The sequence below is a fragment of the Pseudomonas sp. ADAK13 genome (genome assembly GCF_012935715.1).
Classification (GTDB): Bacteria; Pseudomonadota; Gammaproteobacteria; order Pseudomonadales; family Pseudomonadaceae; genus Aquipseudomonas.
In genome coordinates, this window is record NZ_CP052860.1 from 2,506,591 (window position 1) to 2,524,311 (window position 17,721).

The 17,721-nt window shown below is 61.4% G+C and carries 18 protein-coding genes and 1 pseudogene; 12 read left to right on the plus strand and 7 right to left on the minus strand.

The genetic code is table 11. The features are described from left to right. Nucleotide 1: 1 nt before the first annotated feature. Both lysA and lptM read right to left on the minus strand, forming a co-directional pair. Nucleotides 2–1,249, minus strand: coding sequence for a diaminopimelate decarboxylase (gene lysA, locus HKK54_RS11600; RefSeq protein WP_169386846.1), 1,248 nt, complete (start codon nt 1,247–1,249; stop codon nt 2–4). A gap of 9 nt (nt 1,250–1,258) precedes the next feature. Further along, nucleotides 1,259–1,420, minus strand: coding sequence for an LPS translocon maturation chaperone LptM (gene lptM, locus HKK54_RS11605; RefSeq protein ID WP_003208801.1), 162 nt, complete (start codon nt 1,418–1,420; stop codon nt 1,259–1,261). Nucleotides 1,421–1,659: 239 nt separating this feature from the next. On the opposite strand from lptM, the gene cyaY reads away from it, so the two are divergent. The 3 genes from cyaY to rnk all read left to right on the plus strand — a co-directional run bounded on the left by cyaY (nt 1,660) and on the right by rnk (nt 2,755). Then, entirely contained in the window at nt 1,660–1,992 is a 333-nt protein-coding gene (gene cyaY / locus HKK54_RS11610; RefSeq protein WP_010168017.1) for an iron donor protein CyaY, read from the plus strand. 2 nt (nt 1,993–1,994) lie between these two features. Further along, complete coding sequence (locus tag HKK54_RS11615; RefSeq protein ID WP_169386847.1) at nt 1,995–2,213, plus strand: DUF1289 domain-containing protein; 219 nt, start codon at nt 1,995–1,997, stop codon at nt 2,211–2,213. Between the two features lie 131 nt (nt 2,214–2,344). Continuing rightward, nucleotides 2,345–2,755 (plus strand): nucleoside diphosphate kinase regulator, encoded by a 411-nt coding sequence (gene rnk / locus HKK54_RS11620; RefSeq protein WP_010168013.1) that lies wholly within the window; start codon nt 2,345–2,347, stop codon nt 2,753–2,755. Between the two features lie 11 nt (nt 2,756–2,766). Here rnk and HKK54_RS11625 read toward each other — a convergent pair whose 3' ends face one another. The 3 genes from HKK54_RS11625 to HKK54_RS11635 form a co-directional block, all read right to left on the minus strand. Continuing rightward, the gene (locus HKK54_RS11625; RefSeq protein WP_169386848.1) at nt 2,767–5,607 is read right to left on the minus strand and encodes a class I adenylate cyclase; all 2,841 of its coding nucleotides are present in this window, start codon (nt 5,605–5,607) and stop codon (nt 2,767–2,769) included. Between the two features lie 168 nt (nt 5,608–5,775). Beyond that, nucleotides 5,776–6,024, minus strand: coding sequence for a TIGR02647 family protein (locus HKK54_RS11630; RefSeq protein WP_003208812.1), 249 nt, complete (start codon nt 6,022–6,024; stop codon nt 5,776–5,778). Nucleotides 6,025–6,172: 148 nt separating this feature from the next. Continuing rightward, nucleotides 6,173–6,457 carry a hypothetical protein gene (locus HKK54_RS11635; protein ID WP_010168009.1) on the minus strand — a complete coding sequence of 95 codons (285 nt, stop codon included), beginning with the start codon at nt 6,455–6,457 and terminating at the stop codon, nt 6,173–6,175. Nucleotides 6,458–6,582: 125 nt separating this feature from the next. Here HKK54_RS11635 and HKK54_RS11640 point away from each other — a divergent pair, with 125 nt between their 5' ends. Then, entirely contained in the window at nt 6,583–7,242 is a 660-nt protein-coding gene (locus tag HKK54_RS11640; RefSeq protein ID WP_169386849.1) for a glutathione S-transferase family protein, read from the plus strand. Nucleotides 7,243–7,387: 145 nt separating this feature from the next. On the opposite strand, the gene argH is transcribed toward HKK54_RS11640, so the two are convergent. Further along, a complete protein-coding gene (gene argH / locus HKK54_RS11645) occupies nt 7,388–8,782 on the minus strand; it encodes an argininosuccinate lyase (RefSeq protein WP_010168005.1) in 1,395 nt (464 codons plus the stop codon). 564 nt (nt 8,783–9,346) lie between these two features. Here argH and HKK54_RS11650 point away from each other — a divergent pair. The 7 genes from HKK54_RS11650 to rsd all read left to right on the plus strand — a co-directional run bounded on the left by HKK54_RS11650 (nt 9,347) and on the right by rsd (nt 15,741). Further along, nucleotides 9,347–10,093, plus strand: coding sequence for a LytR/AlgR family response regulator transcription factor (locus HKK54_RS11650; RefSeq protein WP_169386850.1), 747 nt, complete (start codon nt 9,347–9,349; stop codon nt 10,091–10,093). 137 nt (nt 10,094–10,230) lie between these two features. Next, entirely contained in the window at nt 10,231–11,172 is a 942-nt protein-coding gene (gene hemC / locus HKK54_RS11655) for a hydroxymethylbilane synthase (protein ID WP_169386851.1), read from the plus strand. Further along, nucleotides 11,169–11,936 (plus strand): uroporphyrinogen-III synthase, encoded by a 768-nt coding sequence (locus HKK54_RS11660; protein ID WP_169386852.1) that lies wholly within the window; start codon nt 11,169–11,171, stop codon nt 11,934–11,936. Before hemC ends, HKK54_RS11660 begins: the two co-directional genes overlap by 4 nt. Before the next feature lie 18 nt (nt 11,937–11,954). After that, a complete protein-coding gene (locus HKK54_RS11665; protein WP_169386853.1) occupies nt 11,955–13,070 on the plus strand; it encodes a uroporphyrinogen-III C-methyltransferase in 1,116 nt (371 codons plus the stop codon). Nucleotides 13,071–13,075: 5 nt separating this feature from the next. Then, nucleotides 13,076–14,317, plus strand: a complete 1,242-nt coding sequence (locus tag HKK54_RS11670) for a heme biosynthesis protein HemY (protein WP_169386854.1) — start codon at nt 13,076–13,078, stop codon at nt 14,315–14,317. A 237-nt stretch (nt 14,318–14,554) separates the two neighbouring features. After that, nucleotides 14,555–15,076: a disulfide bond formation protein B gene (locus tag HKK54_RS11675; RefSeq protein ID WP_010167993.1), complete on the plus strand. Its 522-nt coding sequence runs from the start codon at nt 14,555–14,557 to the stop codon at nt 15,074–15,076. A 206-nt stretch (nt 15,077–15,282) separates the two neighbouring features. Then, nucleotides 15,283–15,741: a sigma D regulator gene (gene rsd, locus HKK54_RS11680; RefSeq protein WP_169386855.1), complete on the plus strand. Its 459-nt coding sequence runs from the start codon at nt 15,283–15,285 to the stop codon at nt 15,739–15,741. A 53-nt stretch (nt 15,742–15,794) separates the two neighbouring features. Here rsd and HKK54_RS11685 read toward each other — a convergent pair whose 3' ends face one another. Further along, nucleotides 15,795–16,460 carry an FKBP-type peptidyl-prolyl cis-trans isomerase gene (locus HKK54_RS11685; RefSeq protein WP_169386856.1) on the minus strand — a complete coding sequence of 222 codons (666 nt, stop codon included), beginning with the start codon at nt 16,458–16,460 and terminating at the stop codon, nt 15,795–15,797. A 192-nt stretch (nt 16,461–16,652) separates the two neighbouring features. On the opposite strand from HKK54_RS11685, the pseudogene HKK54_RS11690 reads away from it, so the two are divergent. After that, a pseudogene (locus tag HKK54_RS11690) lies at nt 16,653–17,675 on the plus strand (AlgP family protein); the annotation flags it as partial. Between the last annotated feature and the right edge of the window lie 46 nt (nt 17,676–17,721).

Sequence of the window (17,721 nt, forward strand, 5' to 3'; positions counted from 1 at the left end):
CTTACTCCGGCAGCAGGCTTTCGCCAGCAAACAACTCGGCTACCGTCTCGCGGCGACGCACTTCAAACGCTTGATCACCGTCCACCAGCACCTCGGCGGTACGCCCGCGGGTGTTGTAGTTGGAACTCATGACAAACCCGTAGGCACCGGCCGAGTGCACGGCCAGCAGGTCGCCTTCTTCCAGGGCCAGCTGACGTTCCTTGGCCAGGAAGTCGCCGGTTTCGCAGATCGGGCCGACGACGTCGTACGTGCGGCCTTCACCAGCACGTGGCTTGACGGCCGTCACGTCCATCCAGGCCTGGTACAGCGCCGGGCGGATCAGGTCGTTCATCGCCGCGTCGACGATGGCGAAATCCTTGTGCTCGGTGTGCTTGAGGTACTCGACCTGGGTCAGCAACAGGCCGGCGTTGGCGACGATGTAGCGGCCCGGCTCGAACATCAGCGTCAGGTCGCGGCCTTCGGTGCGCTCGCGCACGGCCTTGATGTAATCGGAAACCAGCGGCGGCTCTTCATCGCGATAGCGCACGCCCACGCCACCACCGAGGTCGATGTGGTGCAGGTAGATGCCGCATTCGCCGAGGCGGTCGATCAGCGCCAGCAGGCGGTCGAGGGCATCGAGAAACGGTGGCAGGCTGGTGAGTTGCGAGCCGATATGGCAGTCGACGCCCAAGACTTCCAGGTTCGGCAACTGGGCGGCGCGGATGTACACGTCCTCGGCGTCGGCAATGGCGATGCCGAACTTGTTCTCTTTGAGACCGGTGGAAATGTACGGGTGAGTGCCGGCGTCCACGTCCGGGTTGACCCGCAGGGAGATCGGCGCGCGAACGCCCATCTCGGCGGCCACCACTTGCAGGCGCTCCAGCTCGTCGGTGGATTCGACGTTGAAGCAGTGCACGCCCACTTCCAGTGCGCGGCGCATGTCTTCGCGACTCTTGCCGACGCCGGAGAACACGATCTTGTCAGCCTTGCCGCCGGCGGCCAGTACACGCTCAAGCTCGCCCCGGGACACAATGTCGAAACCGGCGCCAAGGCGCGCCAGGACATTGAGCACGCCCAGGTTGGAGTTGGCTTTTACGGCGAAGCACACCAGGCTCGGCGTGCCTTCCAGCGCATCGGCAAAGGAGCGGTATTGCGCTTCGATGTGGGCACGGGAATACACGTAGGTCGGGGTACCAAAGCGCTCGGCAATGGCGGACAGCGCGACACCTTCCGCGAACAGCTCGCCGTCCCGGTAGTTAAAAGCGTCCATGGTGTTCCCTTAGTAAGTGTCGTGCTTGTGCGCTTTGGTCTGCGACGATTGCGCCTGTTCATTCGGGTCTTTGCTGTCATCGGGCAGGTACAGCGGGCCTTTTTGACCACAGGCACTAACGAGGCAAGCGACCGCGACGAGCGCAGCAAGGGAAGAGATCAGGCGCTTCATGGCGAAATCCTTGAATATGCATTAATTGCGCCCGAGTATACCGACGACCCACCAGATTGCCTATGCGCCGCAATACCCGTCCGGCGGGGCTTTGCCGAGTGTGTCGCGATTGCGCTTACATCAATCGAGGATAATTCACACGGCTTCGGGTAATGAAATCGGTATCCTTTGCAATCATGATGGTGCGTCCGTATTGTGCGGCGCTTGAGCGAGACCAGACACTTTTCGAGGTTCCCACAATGAGTTTGACCGAAGCCCGTTTTCACGACCTGGTGGATTCGACCCAGCAAGCGCTGGAGGATATTTTCGACGACAGCGGTCTGGATGTGGACCTGGAGAACTCGGCCGGTGTGCTGACCGTCAAGTTTGAAAATGGCACCCAGCTGATTTTCAGCCGCCAGGAGCCTCTGCGTCAGCTCTGGCTGGCGGCGCGTTCCGGTGGTTTTCACTTCGATTACGATGAGGAAGAAAATCGCTGGACCCACGACACCACCGATGAGCTGCTGAGCGAAATGCTCGCGCGCCTCACCCAGGAACAAGCCGGCGTCGAGCTGGACTTCGACGAGATCTGATCGTGACGCAGCCCGCACCCATACGCCCGCCCAAGCCGCTGTTCAGCAATGTCAGCCCGGCGGTGCCGTCACCTTGTATCAGTTTATGTCGGCTGGATGAGCACAAAGTCTGCCTCGGTTGCTTCCGCCACGTGGAAGACATCCGTGAATGGCGCTCTGCCGATGATGCGCGGCGCCGCGTGATCGTCGCCCAGGCCGAGCAGCGCAAGGCCTGCGCCTGAGGCCGTCTTGTTTATTTATTGTGCTGTGGTAGTGTCCGGGTACACCTCAACTCATCGAGGTCCGTGAGAACCCCGCCTTTTCCTGGCGGGGTTTTGCTTTTTTGTGCAGAAAAAAGGAGTCTGCCTGAATCATGACCGCACCTTCCATCATCCTCACCCGTCTTGACGTGCAGCGTCTTGAGCAACTGATCGACCGTGTCGGCGAGGCATCGCCGGGCGTTGAAGCCCTGCAACACGAACTCGATCGCGCCGAAGAAGTGGTTGGCCACGATGAAGTGCCTGCAACTGTCGTGACCATGAACTCCAGCGTGCATTGCCGTGAGCAAGGCAGCGGCAAGGACTATCACCTGACCCTGGTCTACCCCAAGGACGCGAACGCCGACGAAGGCAAAATCTCGATCCTGGCGCCGGTGGGCAGCGCGTTGCTGGGCCTGCAAGTCGGCCAGCACATCGACTGGCCCGCACCGGGTGGCAAGACCCTCAAGCTTGAATTGCTCAGTGTTGAAGGCCAGCCAAAAGACGGCGGCGCGTTCTCTCTTTAAGCCGGGCCGCTTTAAACCTGGTTCAGCGCCTCATTGAGCGCCAGTTCCAGATCAGCCTTGTAGCGCAGGTACAGATTGCTCGGGCTTTGAACATCACCGAGCAGGCCGGACAGGTCCAGATCGGTGATGTAGCAGCGGTAGCGCTCGGCCTCCTGGCGCTGCCCGACGATTTCCTGGGCGACCACCGCAAACAGTTGGTCGCCAAATTCCAGCTCGGAAAACTCCCGTTGATTGCAGTACAAGGTGATACCCACCTGGCCCGGTGCTGCCTTGCCGATAATCGCCTGCACGTCGTAGAACGGCTTGTTGGCCGGGGTTTGCGGCGCAGGGCGCGGTTCGGCCCGGCGTGCGCGGCCGCTGCCGGACGGCAATAGCTGGTAATACAGGAGTTGCACCGCGCCGAGCGGCTGGTGCGGGTCCAGCGGCATTAGCGCGTCGCGGCGATAAATGATCGATTGCAGGAAACGCTGCAAAGGCACCAACAGGCTTTGCTCGTCGTGAAACGGCAGGCGCTGCTGCCAGAGCGCGTTGAATTCATCCAGCACGTACAGCTCGGCAACCCCGTCGTTGATCCGGTAGAACACCTGCACGCAATCGGGCAGGCCCATGGGCAGCAGCAGCGCCAGGTCATGGTCTTCCAGGGCCATGCTGTCCAGGTGCAGCGGGCTGTAGCCGGCCTGTTCTTCGCTGAGGTAGGCGATCAGCGCGTCCTGGGTCGCCAACGACACGTGGTTGGCTTGGCCGGGCGTCAGCTCCATCACGTGGTAGTGCTGTTGCACTTGCACCAGATAGCGGTGGTTCTCCTGGCCCAGCAGCAGGTTTTGCGCGGTGTCGAAGATTTCTTCCACGCGCTGAGCAATGAATTGCGCGCGGTTGTGGCAGAAGCAGCGCACCCGCAACCGCGGCAAGTGGTCGGCCGGCAATTGATTGAGGTAATCCCGCAGGCAGTCGAGCAGCGCGTGGGGGCCGTCGTAGCGGCTGACCATCACCTCGTTCCAGCTGTTGACGGTGACCTGGTCCAGGGTCAGCACCAGGTTCTCCCGCACGCCCGCGTAACTCAGGGAGTCGGTGCGCTCGGTGGTCATCAGGATGTTCAGGTCGCGGTGGTGCTTGAGCGGGTCGACGCCTACGTTGATCAGCAGCAGCACCTCCTCGGGCACCGCTGAGCGCAGCAGGCGATCTTCATCGACGCTGGCCAGGGGCAGGACGACTGTCTGTTGCAGGCTGCCCAGCAGGTTGAACAGCTCGAACTCGGTCATGTCGCTGGTGCCGGGGTGCAGAGCCAGGCGGGTGCTGCTGTCGATCACGCCGTTGCGGTGGCACCAGGTGAGCATCTCCAGCAGGTCGCGGCTGCGCTTGATCGGCGCAAAGTGCTCCCATTCCAGCGCGGTGAGGCTGCCGTTGTACAGGCCCCAATGATGCTGGCCGGGTTCTTTGCGGTTGGGCGACTGCACCAGGGTCAGGGTGTCTTCGGCCAGGTCCGGGGCAATGCCGGGGTTGATGAACTCGACCTTGCCGGCCTTGCGCTCGAACGCCGCGTAGAGCCGTCGGCCGAGCACGTTGAGGTCGCGCTTGTTGATCAGGCTGACGGTCTGTTCGGTGCGGGCAAACTGAGTCAGGAAGCGGTAGCTGTAGTTCAGCTCGTTGACCAGCGCCCGGCGCTCGGAGGCCACCTGGCGGACTTTCCATTGGCTGCGGCTGTCCAGCAGGGCCAGTTGGCGCTGGTCCCAACCCCACTCATTGGCCAGCCGTTCCAGCAGGAAGCGCTGCCAGCGGTCGGTGCGTTGGCCTGCCGTGAGCTTGCGGTTGACCTTCAGGTACAGGGCGCGCCGCACCAGTTCCAGGCGTTCCGGCTCGTTGCGGGCCTTGAGGTATTCCTCGATCCGGCGGTAGACCACGATGTATGGGTCCAGCTCGTCCAGGTCCATCTGGTTGGCAAACACGGCACGCTTGAAGCGCAGGCTCAGGCATTGCACCTTCGGGTGCTCGCTGGCGTAGACCTCGGTCAGCAGGAGTTTGAGTACCGACTTGTAGGGCGATTCGATGCCTTTGAACAATTGCCACAGGCCGGCGCCGATAAATTCACCGGGCGGGATGTGGGCGAGGTGGCCCAGGTCGAGGGTTTCATCGGCGCGGATAAAACGCTTGGAGATCAGCGCATGGGTGAACTCGGTGTAGCGGGTTTCTTCATACACCGGCACCAGCCACCAGATCGGCGTGCGCCCGGCGAGCCAGATGGCGGTGCGGTAGAACTCGTCCAGCAACAGGTAATGCTGGCTGGTGCCGCAGTCTTCGGAGCTCAGTTGAGTGTCACGCTCGCCCTGCATGAACCGCGTCGGTTCGATCAGGAAGAAGTGCGCCTCGGCGCCCATGCTCAGGGCCCAGGTTTCCAGCAATTGGCATTTTTTGCGCAGCTCGGCCAGCTCGTTTTCGCTGAGGTCGGCGGCGTGGCAGACCCACACGTCCATGTCACTTTGATCGGCCTGGGCCAGCGTACCCAGGCTGCCCATCAGGAACAGGCCGTGAATCGGGCGTGGCGGGTTGCCGTGCCGAGGCTTGTAGGAAAACGTGCGGGTCAGGCGCTGGGCCTCGGCCAGGGCTTGCGCATCGGGTTCAAAATTCGACAGGCCAGCCGGCGTACTGCCCGACACATAGCCCGGCAGCAGCGGGTGATTGACGTGGAAAAACAGCGGCAGCAGCGTCAATACGCTTTGCTGGCGCGGCGTCAGCCCTTCAACGGCCCGGGCCATGCGGCCTTCGTTCAGGGCCAGAAATCGCGCGCGTAACTGGGCCAGCACCTTGCGGTCGATGCCTTCGTCCAGGTCGGGGCGGATTTCGTGGGTGCGGGTCATGTCGAACTCGGTGGCTCGCAGGGCCCGACGTGGGCGGCCGTTGGGGAGTTTACAGCCAGTAGCGTAGGAGGTTTAGAGGGATTTTGTTTTTGACGCCGGAATTTTATCCCGGGCACGGGAATGCCCGCGGAATCCGTGAAAAGAGGATCCCGTGGGCGATACGAGGTGTCAGGCGGCTTCTTTAGCGGTCGTCAGAATAGTCAGCAGGCTTTGTGCGTGTTCGGCAGCATCCCGGCCGAGGCTGGTGAGGTAACCACCGTCTGGCTGGTCGATCAGGTCTTTATCAAACAGGCGCCGGGCAGCGGCAATGGCAGTGGGAGCGGCAGTCTGATGAACTTTCAGACCTTCCTGGGAGCTGCCCAGGTTGAAGAGTGCAAGGATTTCCAGTTCGGCAACCAACTCAGGGGTATACGACATAAGGACTCCAGACTTTCTAGGAATTTTTAGACGTTAGCAGCCATAAGGTGAACGCACTTTGGCGGCCTGTCCAGTCGGAACTCATGCGGCGTTGATGTAGGGCAGAATTGTGGCCAGCAAGAGTTTGCTGGCCAGCGCGGTGTCGGGCTTATTGCTTCTCGGGCGGCAGCTCGGGCAGTGCACGCAAGGCAGTTTCATACCATTCGGTATTGAAAGCGCGGTCTTCTTCGAGCAGGGCGTCGATTTCGACGGCGAGTACGTGGGCCATCATTTGCAGGATGTCTTCGCGCTCGTAGCCCACCAGGGTCAGCTTGTTGAACGTGGCTTTGGCGGCGGGCGGGTTGTCGCTTTCGATCTGGTTTTCGATCGCTTCAATCAAGGTGGTCTCGGCGAACTCTTCTTCGTCGTTGTCGATATCGGTTGGCTCGCTCATGGCAGGCTCCTGGAGGAAAGGGCGCCAGTCTACCCCCATTCACTCGGGTGATGCTGCTGGTCAGGCGCGGCATCCCGATCTATAACCACTGCTGCCAACCCCGTACACGGCCTGGAGGCTTTGTGATGCTCAAGCTTTATGGATTTTCAGTCAGCAACTACTACAACATGGTCAAACTGGCACTGCTGGAGAAAGGGCTGCCCTTCGAAGAGGTGCCGTTCTATGCAGGCCAGACCCCTGAAGCGCTGGCTGTGAGCCCGCGGGGCAAGGTGCCGGTGCTGGGTGTCGAGCAAGGGTTCATCAACGAAACCAGCGTGATCCTCGAATACCTCGAACAGACCCAGGGCGGCCGTTCGCTGCTGCCGAGCGATGCGTTCCAGCGCGCTCAGGTGCTGGCGTTGTGCAGGGAAATTGAGTTGTACATCGAACTGCCAGCCCGGGCGTGCTTCGCCGAGGCGTTTTTCGGAATGCCGGTGCCGGAGGCGATCAAGGAAAAATCCAGGACGGAGTTATTGCTGGGGATCGCATCGTTGGGGCGACACGGCAAGTTCGCGCCGTATGTGGCGGGGGACAGCTTCACGATTGCGGATTTGTATTTTGTGTACAGCGTGGACCTGGCCTGCGCCGTGGCCGGGAAGCTGTTCGGGCTGGACTTGCTGGCTGAGTTGCCGAAGGCCAAGGACTTGTTGGCGCGCTTGCAGGCGCTGCCGAATGCCCAGCGGGTGGCGGCGGACAAGGAAGCGGCGATGCCGGCGTTTATGGCGATGATTGCTGCCAAGAAATAAAGACTGCTTTTGTGGCGAGGGAGCTTGCTCCCGTTGGGCACCGAAGCGGCCCCAAAAAAGGGACTGCTGCGCAGTCCAACGGGAGCAAGCTCCCTCGCCACAGGTTCAGTGTTCGCCCTTATTTGCCGGGGTACTTACCTTTGGGTTAGCGGCTGGCGAGCAATGCCTGGCCGCGAGCAACGGCCGCCTTCACCTGCGCCGGCGCAGTCCCGCCGATATGGTTACGGGCATTTACCGACCCTTCCAGAGTCAGCACAGCAAACACGTCCTGTTCGATCTGGTCGCTGAACTTGCGCAGTTCTTCCAGGCTCATTTCCGCCAGGTCCTTGCCGCTGTCCACACCGTATTTCACGGCATGCCCAACGATTTCGTGGCAGTCGCGGAACGGCAGGCCACGGCGTACCAGGTAGTCCGCCAGGTCGGTGGCGGTGGAGAAACCGCGCAGGGCCGCTTCACGCATGATGGCATGCTTGGGCTTGATCGCCGGGATCATGTCGGCAAAGGCCCGCAGCGAGTCGCGCAGGGTGTCGGCGGCGTCGAACAGCGGTTCCTTGTCTTCCTGGTTGTCCTTGTTGTAGGCCAGCGGCTGGCCTTTCATCAGGGTCAGCAGGCCCATCAGCGCGCCGAAGACACGGCCGCTTTTGCCGCGTACCAGTTCCGGCACGTCGGGGTTTTTCTTTTGCGGCATGATCGAGCTGCCGGTGCAGAAGCGGTCCGGCAGGTCGATGAACTGGAATTGCGCGCTGGTCCACAGCACCAGTTCTTCGGAGAAACGCGACAGGTGCATCATCGCGATGCTGGCCGCGGCGCAGAATTCGATGGCGAAGTCACGGTCCGACACACCGTCCAGGGAGTTGCCGCCCACGGCGTCGAAGCCCAGCAGTTGCGCAGTGTATTCGCGGTCGATCGGGTAAGTGGTGCCGGCCAGTGCCGCGCTGCCCAGAGGCATGCGGTTGGCGCGCTTGCGGCAGTCCACCAGGCGCTCGTAGTCACGGCTGAGCATTTCGAACCAGGCCAGCAGGTGGTGGCCGAAGGTCACAGGCTGCGCGGTTTGCAGGTGGGTGAAGCCGGGCATGATGGTGCCGGATTCACGCTCTGCCTGTTCCAGCAGGCCTTTTTGCAGGCGGGTGATTTCCGCCAGGATCAGGTCGATCTCGTCCCGCAGCCACAGGCGGATATCGGTGGCCACCTGGTCGTTACGGCTGCGACCGGTGTGCAGTTTCTTGCCGGTCACACCGATGCGGTCGGTGAGGCGGGCCTCGATGTTCATGTGCACGTCTTCCAGGTCGACGCGCCAGTCGAAGGTGCCGGCTTCGATCTCGCCACGGATGGTGGTCAGGCCGTCGATGATGCTGTCGCGCTCGGCGTCGGTCAGCACGCCGACCTTGGCGAGCATCGTGGCGTGGGCGATCGAGCCCATGATGTCGTGGCGGTAGAGGCGCTGGTCGAAGGTGACGGAGGCGGTGAAGCGCGCGACGAAGGCGTCGACGGGTTCACTGAAGCGGCCGCCCCAGGACTGGTTGGTCTTGTCGGTGCTCATGGATTCGCTCGTGATCTGCTGGAAAGAGGGCATGAAAGTGTGGCGCCGATAATAACAGGGTTGCCCCCGGAGGCGATGATGCCGGGGCGCGGCATTTTTATTTGTTTCCAAGATGGCTAAGTGCCTTGCCGCCGGCCTCGCGCAGGACGAGACTGGAGCCAGGACCGAACGGGGGTTTAAAACGTGCGGTCCTGAGCCTGACAAAGCGTGTTTATTGAAACGATATTTGACGATTGAGCAATATCGTCTTCGCGAGCGTCTACAGTTGCACTGATAGAGCGTCGCGCTGACAGAAGGTGCACTGCACCAATGCCAGGCGATGAGGTCGAACTCCAGGCTATCCATTAGAGAGGGGGTGTTCGTATTGTGTATCAGCAAACCCTACGACGATGCCCGAAGGCAGCAGGCTTTGGGCGCGATTGAACAGGTCCGGGTAAATATTGGTGCCACTCTCGGGGCACTTTTTGCCGCTCGCGCTAGTCTTAGCGTGGATCGCCGTGACGGAAGTCACCGCACCTGTCTACGCTATCCTTGTGCGAGACTCACGCAGGAATCCAGCGCAATATGAATGTCCTGATCGTTGATGACGAACCCCAAGCCCGCGAGCGACTGAGCCGTTTGGTCAGTGAACTCGAGGGTTACAGTGTCCTTGAGCCGAACGCCACCAGTGGCGAGGAAGCCTTGGCCCTTATTGACAGCCTCAAGCCAGATGTCGTTTTGCTCGACATTCGCATGCCGGGCCTTGATGGCTTGCAGGTGGCTGCCCGCCTGAGCGAGCGAGAATCGCCGCCGTCGGTGGTGCTGTGCGCTTCCCAGGATGAGTTCTCTGCCGAGGCTCTGGACGCCAGCGGTGTCAGCTTCCTGGTCAAGCCGATCAATGCCGATGCATTGCTTCGCGCCTTGAAGAAGGCCGAACGCCCCAATCGTGTCCAGCTCGCCGCCCTGACCCAGCCTGCAGCGCAAAGCGGCAACGGTCCGCGCAGCCATATCAGCGCCCGTACCCGCAAGGGCATCGAGCTGATTCCCCTGGACCAGGTGGTCTATTTCATCGCCGATCACAAGTACGTGACCTTGCGTCACGAGGCCGGTGAAGTGCTGCTCGATGAGCCGCTCAAGGCCCTGGAAGATGAATTTGGCGACCGCTTTGTGCGCATCCACCGCAACGCGCTGGTGGCCCGCGAGCGTATCGAGCGCCTGCAGCGCACGCCGCTTGGGCATTTTCAGCTGTTCCTGAAAGGCCTCAATGGCGACGCCTTGATCGTCAGCCGGCGCCATGTCGCCGGTGTGCGCAAGATGATGCAGCAGCTTTAGCCCGAGGGCTGACGCGAGCTTCACCCCCATATCCCGGTGCGACGCGGCCAGGGAGGCCCCGCACTTGCTGATTCAAATCAAAGCGCATTAGCCTGAGCTGTTATTATCTGCCGTATCTATTCAGTACGGATTGATCCATGTCCTCTCGCGAAATCCGCATCGCCACCCGTAAAAGCGCCCTGGCCTTATGGCAGGCCGAGTACGTCAAAGCACGCCTTGAGCAAGCCCATCCCGGCCTCAAGGTGTCCCTGGTGCCCATGGTCAGTCGCGGCGACAAGCTGCTTGATTCGCCGCTGTCGAAAATCGGCGGCAAGGGCCTGTTCGTCAAGGAACTGGAAACCGCGCTGCTGGAGCACGAAGCCGACATCGCCGTGCATTCGATGAAAGACGTGCCCATGGACTTCCCTGAAGGCCTGGGCCTGTTTTGCATCTGCGAGCGAGAAGACCCGCGCGATGCCTTCGTTTCCAACACCTACGCCTCTCTGGACGAACTGCCGCTGGGCAGCATCGTCGGCACCTCCAGCCTGCGTCGCCAGGCACAGTTGCTGACCCGTCGTCCGGACCTGCAAATCCGCTTCCTGCGGGGCAACGTCAATACGCGCCTGGCCAAGCTGGACGCCGGTGAATATGACGCGATCATCCTCGCGGCGGCCGGCTTGATTCGCCTGGGCTTTGAAGACCGCATCACCTCGGCCATCAGTGTCGAAGACAGCTTGCCGGCTGGCGGGCAGGGCGCCGTGGGTATCGAATGCCGCACCGCCGACAGCGAAATTCATGCGCTGCTCAAGCCTCTGGACCACCACGACACCGAAATTCGCGTCACCGCCGAACGGGCCCTGAACAAGCACCTCAACGGTGGTTGCCAGGTGCCCATCGCCTGCTACGCCGTGCTTGAGGGCGAGAACCTCTGGCTGCGTGGCCTGGTGGGCGACCCGAGTGGCGGGTTGCTGCTCACTGCCGAAATTCGCGGGCCGCAAAGCGAGGCGACCAGCCTTGGCATCAAAGTCGCCGAAGAACTGCTCGAAAAAGGCGCCGGTGCCATTCTGCAAGCGGTGTACGGCGAGGCCGGTCCGCAGTGACGCAATGGCGTGTGCTGCTGACGCGGCCTGCCGAGGAGTCGGCAGCCCTGGCGGCGACGTTATCCGAGGAGGGTATTTTCAGCAGCTGCCTGCCGTTGCTGGAGATTGAGGCGCTGCCTGTCACGGCTGAACAGCAGGCGGCTTTTCGCGTGCTGGACCGCTATGACGCAGTGATCGTGGTGAGCAAGCCGGCGGCGCGTCTGGGCTTGCAGTTGTTGGCTCAACACTGGCCACAACCTCCCACGTTGCCGTGGTTTACCGTCGGCGCTGCTACGGCCCAGGTGCTGGCCGACCACGGCCTCGATGTCAGCTATCCCGAGCAGGGCGATGACAGTGAGGCCTTGCTTGAGCTGGCCGCCTTGCGCGAGGCTATCGCAGGGCCCGGGGCGCGGGTGCTGATCCTGCGGGGCGAGGGTGGCAGAGAGCTGCTGGCTGAGCGTTTACGCGAGCAAGGTGCTAGTGTCGACTATCTGGAGTTGTATCGCCGTTTCCTGCCGGATTACGACAGTGCAACCCTGACCCAGCGCATAAACGTGGAACGCTTGAACGGCGTGGTGGTCAGCAGTGGGCAGGGTTTTTTACACCTGCAAGCCCTGGCCGGCGCAGATTGGCCCCTGGTGGCCCGGCTGCCGTTGTTCGTGCCCAGCCCGCGAGTCGCCGAGATGGCGCGTGCCGCTGGCGCGCAAGAAGTTGTGGATTGTCGTGGCGCCAGTGCCGCGGCTTTGTTAGTGGCGTTACGGAGTCATTCCGTTCCCACTCTCTAATACGCAAAGGATGGATACGTGAGCGAAACAGCCTTGCCTAAAGATGAAGCTCAGCCCGCGCTTGAAGCGCCTGTTGAGACCCCGGTCACAGCCCCGCGCCGTGGCAACGGCCTGGCTATCGTGGCCCTGTTGCTCGGTGCTGCTGGCGTTGCCGCCGGTGGATGGGGGATCTGGCAGGTCCGCGCACTGCAGGCGAGCAGCCAGCAACAGCTGGGCCAAGTGCAAACCCTGGACGATCAATCCCAGAGCCTCAAGCAAAGCCAACAGCAGCTGTCGGCACGCCTGGGGCAACTGCCAGGCGCTGATGAGCTGGAAGAGCGCCGTCGGTTGGTGGCGCAATTGCAGGGTGATCAACAGCGCTTGAGCCAGCGCCTGGAAACCGTGTTGGGGGCCAGCCGCCAGGACTGGCGCCTGGCCGAAGCCGAGCACCTGATTCGCCTGGCCAGCCTGCGGCTTTCCGCCTTGCAGGACATCAACAGCGCTCAGGCGCTGGTCCAGGGCGCTGACGAAATCCTCCGCGAGCAGAGCGACCCGGGTTCCTATGCCGCGCGTGAGCAGTTGGCCAAGAGCCTCGCTGCCCTGCGCAATATCGAACAGCCGGACCGCACCGGGCTGTACCTGCAACTGGCCGCCTTGCGCGACCAGGTCGTGCAACTGGCGGCCATCGCCCCGGAATACCAGCTCCCGGAAGCCGCCAATGAGGGCCGTCTGACCGCCGATACGGACAACCGCTGGAGCCAGTGGTGGGAGCAGATCTCGCGGTATTTTCGCATCGACTTCAACCCCGATGACAACATTCGCCCGCTCTTGGCGGGGCAGGGCCTGAACCAGGTCCGCCTGGCCCTGAGCCTGGCGCTGGAGCAGGCCCAATGGGCAGCGCTCAATGGCGAGCCGGCGGTGTATAGCCGATCCCTGGGCGAGGCCCGCAGCGTGTTGCAGGACAACTTCAATCAAGACAACCCGCAAAGCAAAGCCATGCTGGCGCGTATTGCCGAGCTCGAGCCCAAGGCCGTCTCGGTGGTGACGCCAGACCTGGCCGCGAGCCTGGCTGCCGTGCAGGCTTACCTTGACCGTCGCCACCTGTCTGCCGAAGAAGCCAAGGCTTCCGCTGGCAAGCCGGCGACCCAGGAGTAAGGCCGATGAAGCGTTTCTACGTGATCCTGGTGCTGGCGATTGCGATCGCCCTGGCGCTGGCTGTGGGCATTTCGAAACACACCGGCTACGTGCTGATTACTTATCCCCATGTGCTGCATTACGAGTCCGGGCTGTGGTCGACGCTGGTGGCGTTGTTTGCCATCGGCCTGGCGATCTACCTGGTCAGGGCGCTGTTGGGCCTGGTGCTGACCTCGGGTGGTGTGGTCAACCCGTGGTCGCGGCGCAATCGCAGCCGTCGGGTCCAGGTCGCCATCGAGCAAGGCCAGATGGACCTCGCCGAAGGGCGCTGGGCCAGTGCCGAGCGTCACTTGCACCGTGCCGCCGAAGCCGAACGCCAGCCCTTGCTGTATTACCTCGGCGCTGCCCGCGCGGCCAACGAACAGGGGCGTTATGAAGAGGCAGACGGCCTGCTGGAGCGCGCGCTTGAGCGCCAGCCCCAGGCCGAACTGGCGGTGGCGTTGAGTCATGCGCAGTTGCAGGTGGACCGTGGCGACACCGAGGGTGCGCTGGTCACCTTGCAAGCCATGCATGAGCGTCATCCGCATAACGTCCAGGTACTGCGCCAGTTGCAGCGCCTGTATCAACAGCGCGGTGACTGGTCTTCGGTGATTCGGCTGCTGCCGGAACTGCGCAAGGACAAGGTACTGCCACCTGCCGAGTTGGCCGACCTGGAGCGTCGCGCCTGGGGTGAGAACCTGACGTTGGCGGCCCAGCGCGAAGAGCAGGGTGAGGCGGGCCAGCAATCCCTTGAACGGGCGTGGCAGCAACTGACTTCGGCCCAGCGCCAGGAGCCGCAACTGGTTCTGGCTTACGCCGAACAGCTGCGTCAATTGAGCGCGGACGCCAAGGCCGAAGAAGTGCTGCGCGGTGCGCTCAAACGCGAGTACGACAGCCACCTGATCAGGCTCTACGGATTGCTGCGTGGCAGCGACCCGGCGAAGCAGTTGAAGTTTGCCGAAGGCTGGCTCAAGGACCATCCGGGCGATGCCAGCCTGCTGCTGACCCTTGGCCGCCTGTGCCTGCAAAACAGCTTGTGGGGTAAGGCGCGGGACTATCTGGAAAGCAGCCTGCAGGTACAACGCAACCCCGAAGCCTGCGCCGAACTGGCACGCTTGCTGGCACAGTTGGGCGACACCGAGCGCAGCAACCAGTTGTTCCAGGAAGGCCTGGGCTTGCTGGACAAGCGTTTGCTGGCGGCACCGCTGCCAGTGCCGGCGCGGGTTTGACGTAGGAATCAGCGTAAGGGTTGGCTCAGAACTGTCCTGCTGCCAACCCTTCAATATCGCCGAATAGCTGTAGTCAATACGGCTTGTAGTAAACTCCTACGCAGACGAGCGTTTAATCGCTCCACTTCTGACGGGATATCCCTACGCTCTCGCGGAATCGTCTGCTCCGGCGCGTATTGAAAGGGGTAAGGCCTTTCCTCTACCGTAACTACCTATCTCTTGCGTTGCGGATAAACAATGTCTTTGGCCCCCTCACGCTCCCTGTTCCTCCTGGCTTTTTTGGCCGGTGCGCTGACGCTGGGCGCGTCCTTTTACCTGGAATACGCCGCGCTTCTGCGTCCTTGTTTCCTGTGCCAGGTGCAACGCATTCTTGTGGCTGCCTTCACGCTGATCAATCTGGTGGCGGCGATTCACGGACCCAGGCGGTCCGGGATCTACCTGTATTGGCTGGCGAGCATGGGTTGCGCCGTACTGGGGGCTATCACCGCTGTACGGCAGGTGCTGCTGCAGAATACGCCGCCGGAACAGCTGCCGGCCTGTTGGCCCGGCCTCCAATACATGATCGAGAACCTGTCGCTTCGGGAGACGGTAGCGCTGATCTTCAAGGGCACCGTCGACTGCGTGGAAATCAACTGGACGCTGTTCGACTTGAGTATTCCCGAGTGGAGCCTGCTGTTCTTCGTCGCCATGTTGATCCTTGGCGTGGCGCAGTTCTCACGGTTGCTGCTAAGCCAGCGTTTTGGCCTTGCTCGGCACTGACAGGTGTCCGCTGGTTGTAGGAAGGGATTAAACACTTGTATGAACTTTCTCTCCTGCGTACCTTGATGCCATAGTCATGCGGGCATAATCTGGCCCGCACGCGTTATTGAAACAGACTGTTCGATGCACCTTTGCCCGGTGGCCGCTTTAACCTTGAAGTGTTGCGCGGGCAGTGGGTGGCGCCCCTATAGGGAAGAGAGATCATCATGCTGGAAAGTTGTCAGAATGCTCAGGAACGCTGGGGTGGGGTGCACAAACTGATCGATGGTTGGTTGAAAGCGCGTCACGAACTGGTTCGGGCCTTTGATGCTCTCGGTGCCAAGCCCGAAGCGCTAGGCGAGAACCGCAAGCCATTGCAGGAATTCTGCGGCGTACTGGTGGACTACGTCTCTGCGGGGCACTTCGGTGTCTACGAGCAGTTGACCAAAGAGGCCGAGGCCTTCGACGATCAACGTGGCCTGGACCTGGCCGAGACGATTTACCCGCGCATCGACGTCATTACCGAGAAGCTGCTGGCCTTCAATGACCTGTGTGATGCCGGCAAGTGTGTTGCAGAAAAATTCAAAGAGTTGGGCGGTTTGCTTCATGAGCGTTTCGAGCTGGAAGATTGCCTGATCGAAGTGCTGCACAACGCTCACAAGGAAGAGTTGACGGCCAAGGCCTGACTCGCCGCAACACAAAAAAACGGTGCGCATTGCGCACCGTTTTTCGTTGGGGTTCAGGCACCCGCGCCGAGCAATTCGATCTCGAATACCAGCGGCGTATAAGGCGGGATCAACTCGCCAGCGCCGTCAGCGCCATAGGCCTGGCTGGATGGAATCACCAGGCGCCATTTCGCGCCCACCGGCATCTGTTGCAACGCGCTGCGCCAGCCGCTGATCATACTGTCCAGACGAAACCACTGCGGCTGTGTGCTCTTGTCGAAGACGGTCCCGTCGGGTAACCGCCCCACGTAATTCACTTGCACGCGATCATCGGCCGCCGGCTTTTTCCCGGTGCCAGGGGCCAGTTCGGTCAGCAGGATGCCGTCTGCCAATTCGCGCACACCACTTTTGGATTTCTCGCTGGCCAAAAATTGTTGCTCGGCCGCGAGTGCCTTTTCACTTTGGGGGGCGCGATTGTCTGGTGCGTTTTGCGCTTCGTGCTGGGCAAGAATCTGTTCGATGCGTGTGTCGTCCAGGGCCAGCGGCTTGCCTTGGTAGGCCTGTTTGAGGCCGTCGATCAACGCCTCCATTTGCAGGCCCGGCATCTCCTGGCGCAGGCGTTCACCCAGGCTCGCGCCCAGGCTGTAGGCCAGGTCGTGGTCATCTTTGGACGGGGATTTCTCGCTCGCGTTGGCCACTGAAAGCGCCACGCTCAACACTAAAAAAAGGTAACGCGACATGGGCATTCTCCAGCCGAAAGTGCGATGGATTATGCCAGTGTGAATGCTTAAAAAGTGGCGTGGTTTTTCGTTATATCGATAAGAATTTTCGTGCGGTGCAACGCAAGCCAATCGATACTGTCAACATGCCCTAGCGGCGGTAAGAGCAGAGGGCTAGTATGAGCCGCACCCACGTCAGCCAGGAGGTAAACCATGTCGGCCAAACAGAAGCCTGTAAATACCCCGTTGCATTTGCTCCAACAACTTTCGGGCAGCCTGCTCGAACATTTGGAAAGCGCTTGTTCACAAGCCTTGGCTGATGCTGAGAAGTTGCTCGCCAAGCTGGAAAAGCAACGCGGCAAAGCTCAGGAAAAACTGCACAAATCCCGTACCAAACTGCAAGGCGCAGCGACCGCTGGCAAAGCCAAGGCACAAGCCAAAGCCAAGGACGCCGTCAAAGAACTTGAGGACTTGCTCGACGCCCTCAAGGATCGTCAATCCGACACCCGCACCTACATTTCCCAACTCAAGCGTGATGCTTCCGAGAGCCTGAAACTGGCTCAGGGCGTTGGTCGTGTGAAGGAAGCTGTCGGCAAAGTGCTGAGCACCCGTGCTCCGGCTAAAGCCGTTGCAGCCAGCGCGGCGAAAAAGCCAGCCAGCAAGGCAGTCGCCGCCAAGGCACCTGCAAAAGCTGCGACCAAGCCTGCGGTAAAAGCACCGTCCAAACCGGCTGCCAAAACGGCTGCTGCCAAGCCAGCCGCTAAAACTGCTGCTGCAAAACCGGCGGCCAAGCCAGCTGCTAAAACTGCTGCCGCGAAACCGGCTGCGAAGCCAGCCGCTAAAACTACTGCTGCCAAACCGGCAGCCAAGCCAGCTGCTAAAACCGCTGCTGCGAAACCGGCAGCCAAGCCAGCGGCTAAGCCTGCTGCTGCGAAACCAGCTGCCAAACCGGCTGCTAAAACTGCTGCTGCGAAACCAGCTGCCAAACCGGCTGCTAAAACTGCTGCTGCGAAACCAGCTGCCAAACCGGCTGCTAAAACTGCTGCTGCGAAACCAGCTGCCAAGCCAGCAGCTAAACCTGCTGCTGCGAAACCAGCTGCCAAGCCGGCTGCTAAACCTGCTGCTGCGAAACCGGCAGCCAAGCCAGCGGCTAAACCAGCTGCTGCAAAACCAGCCGCCAAGCCGGCTGCTAAAACTGCTGCTGCGAAACCAGCTGCCAAGCCAGCGGCTAAACCAGCCGCCGCAAAACCTGCTGCCAAGCCAGCCGCCAAGCCAGCTGCTG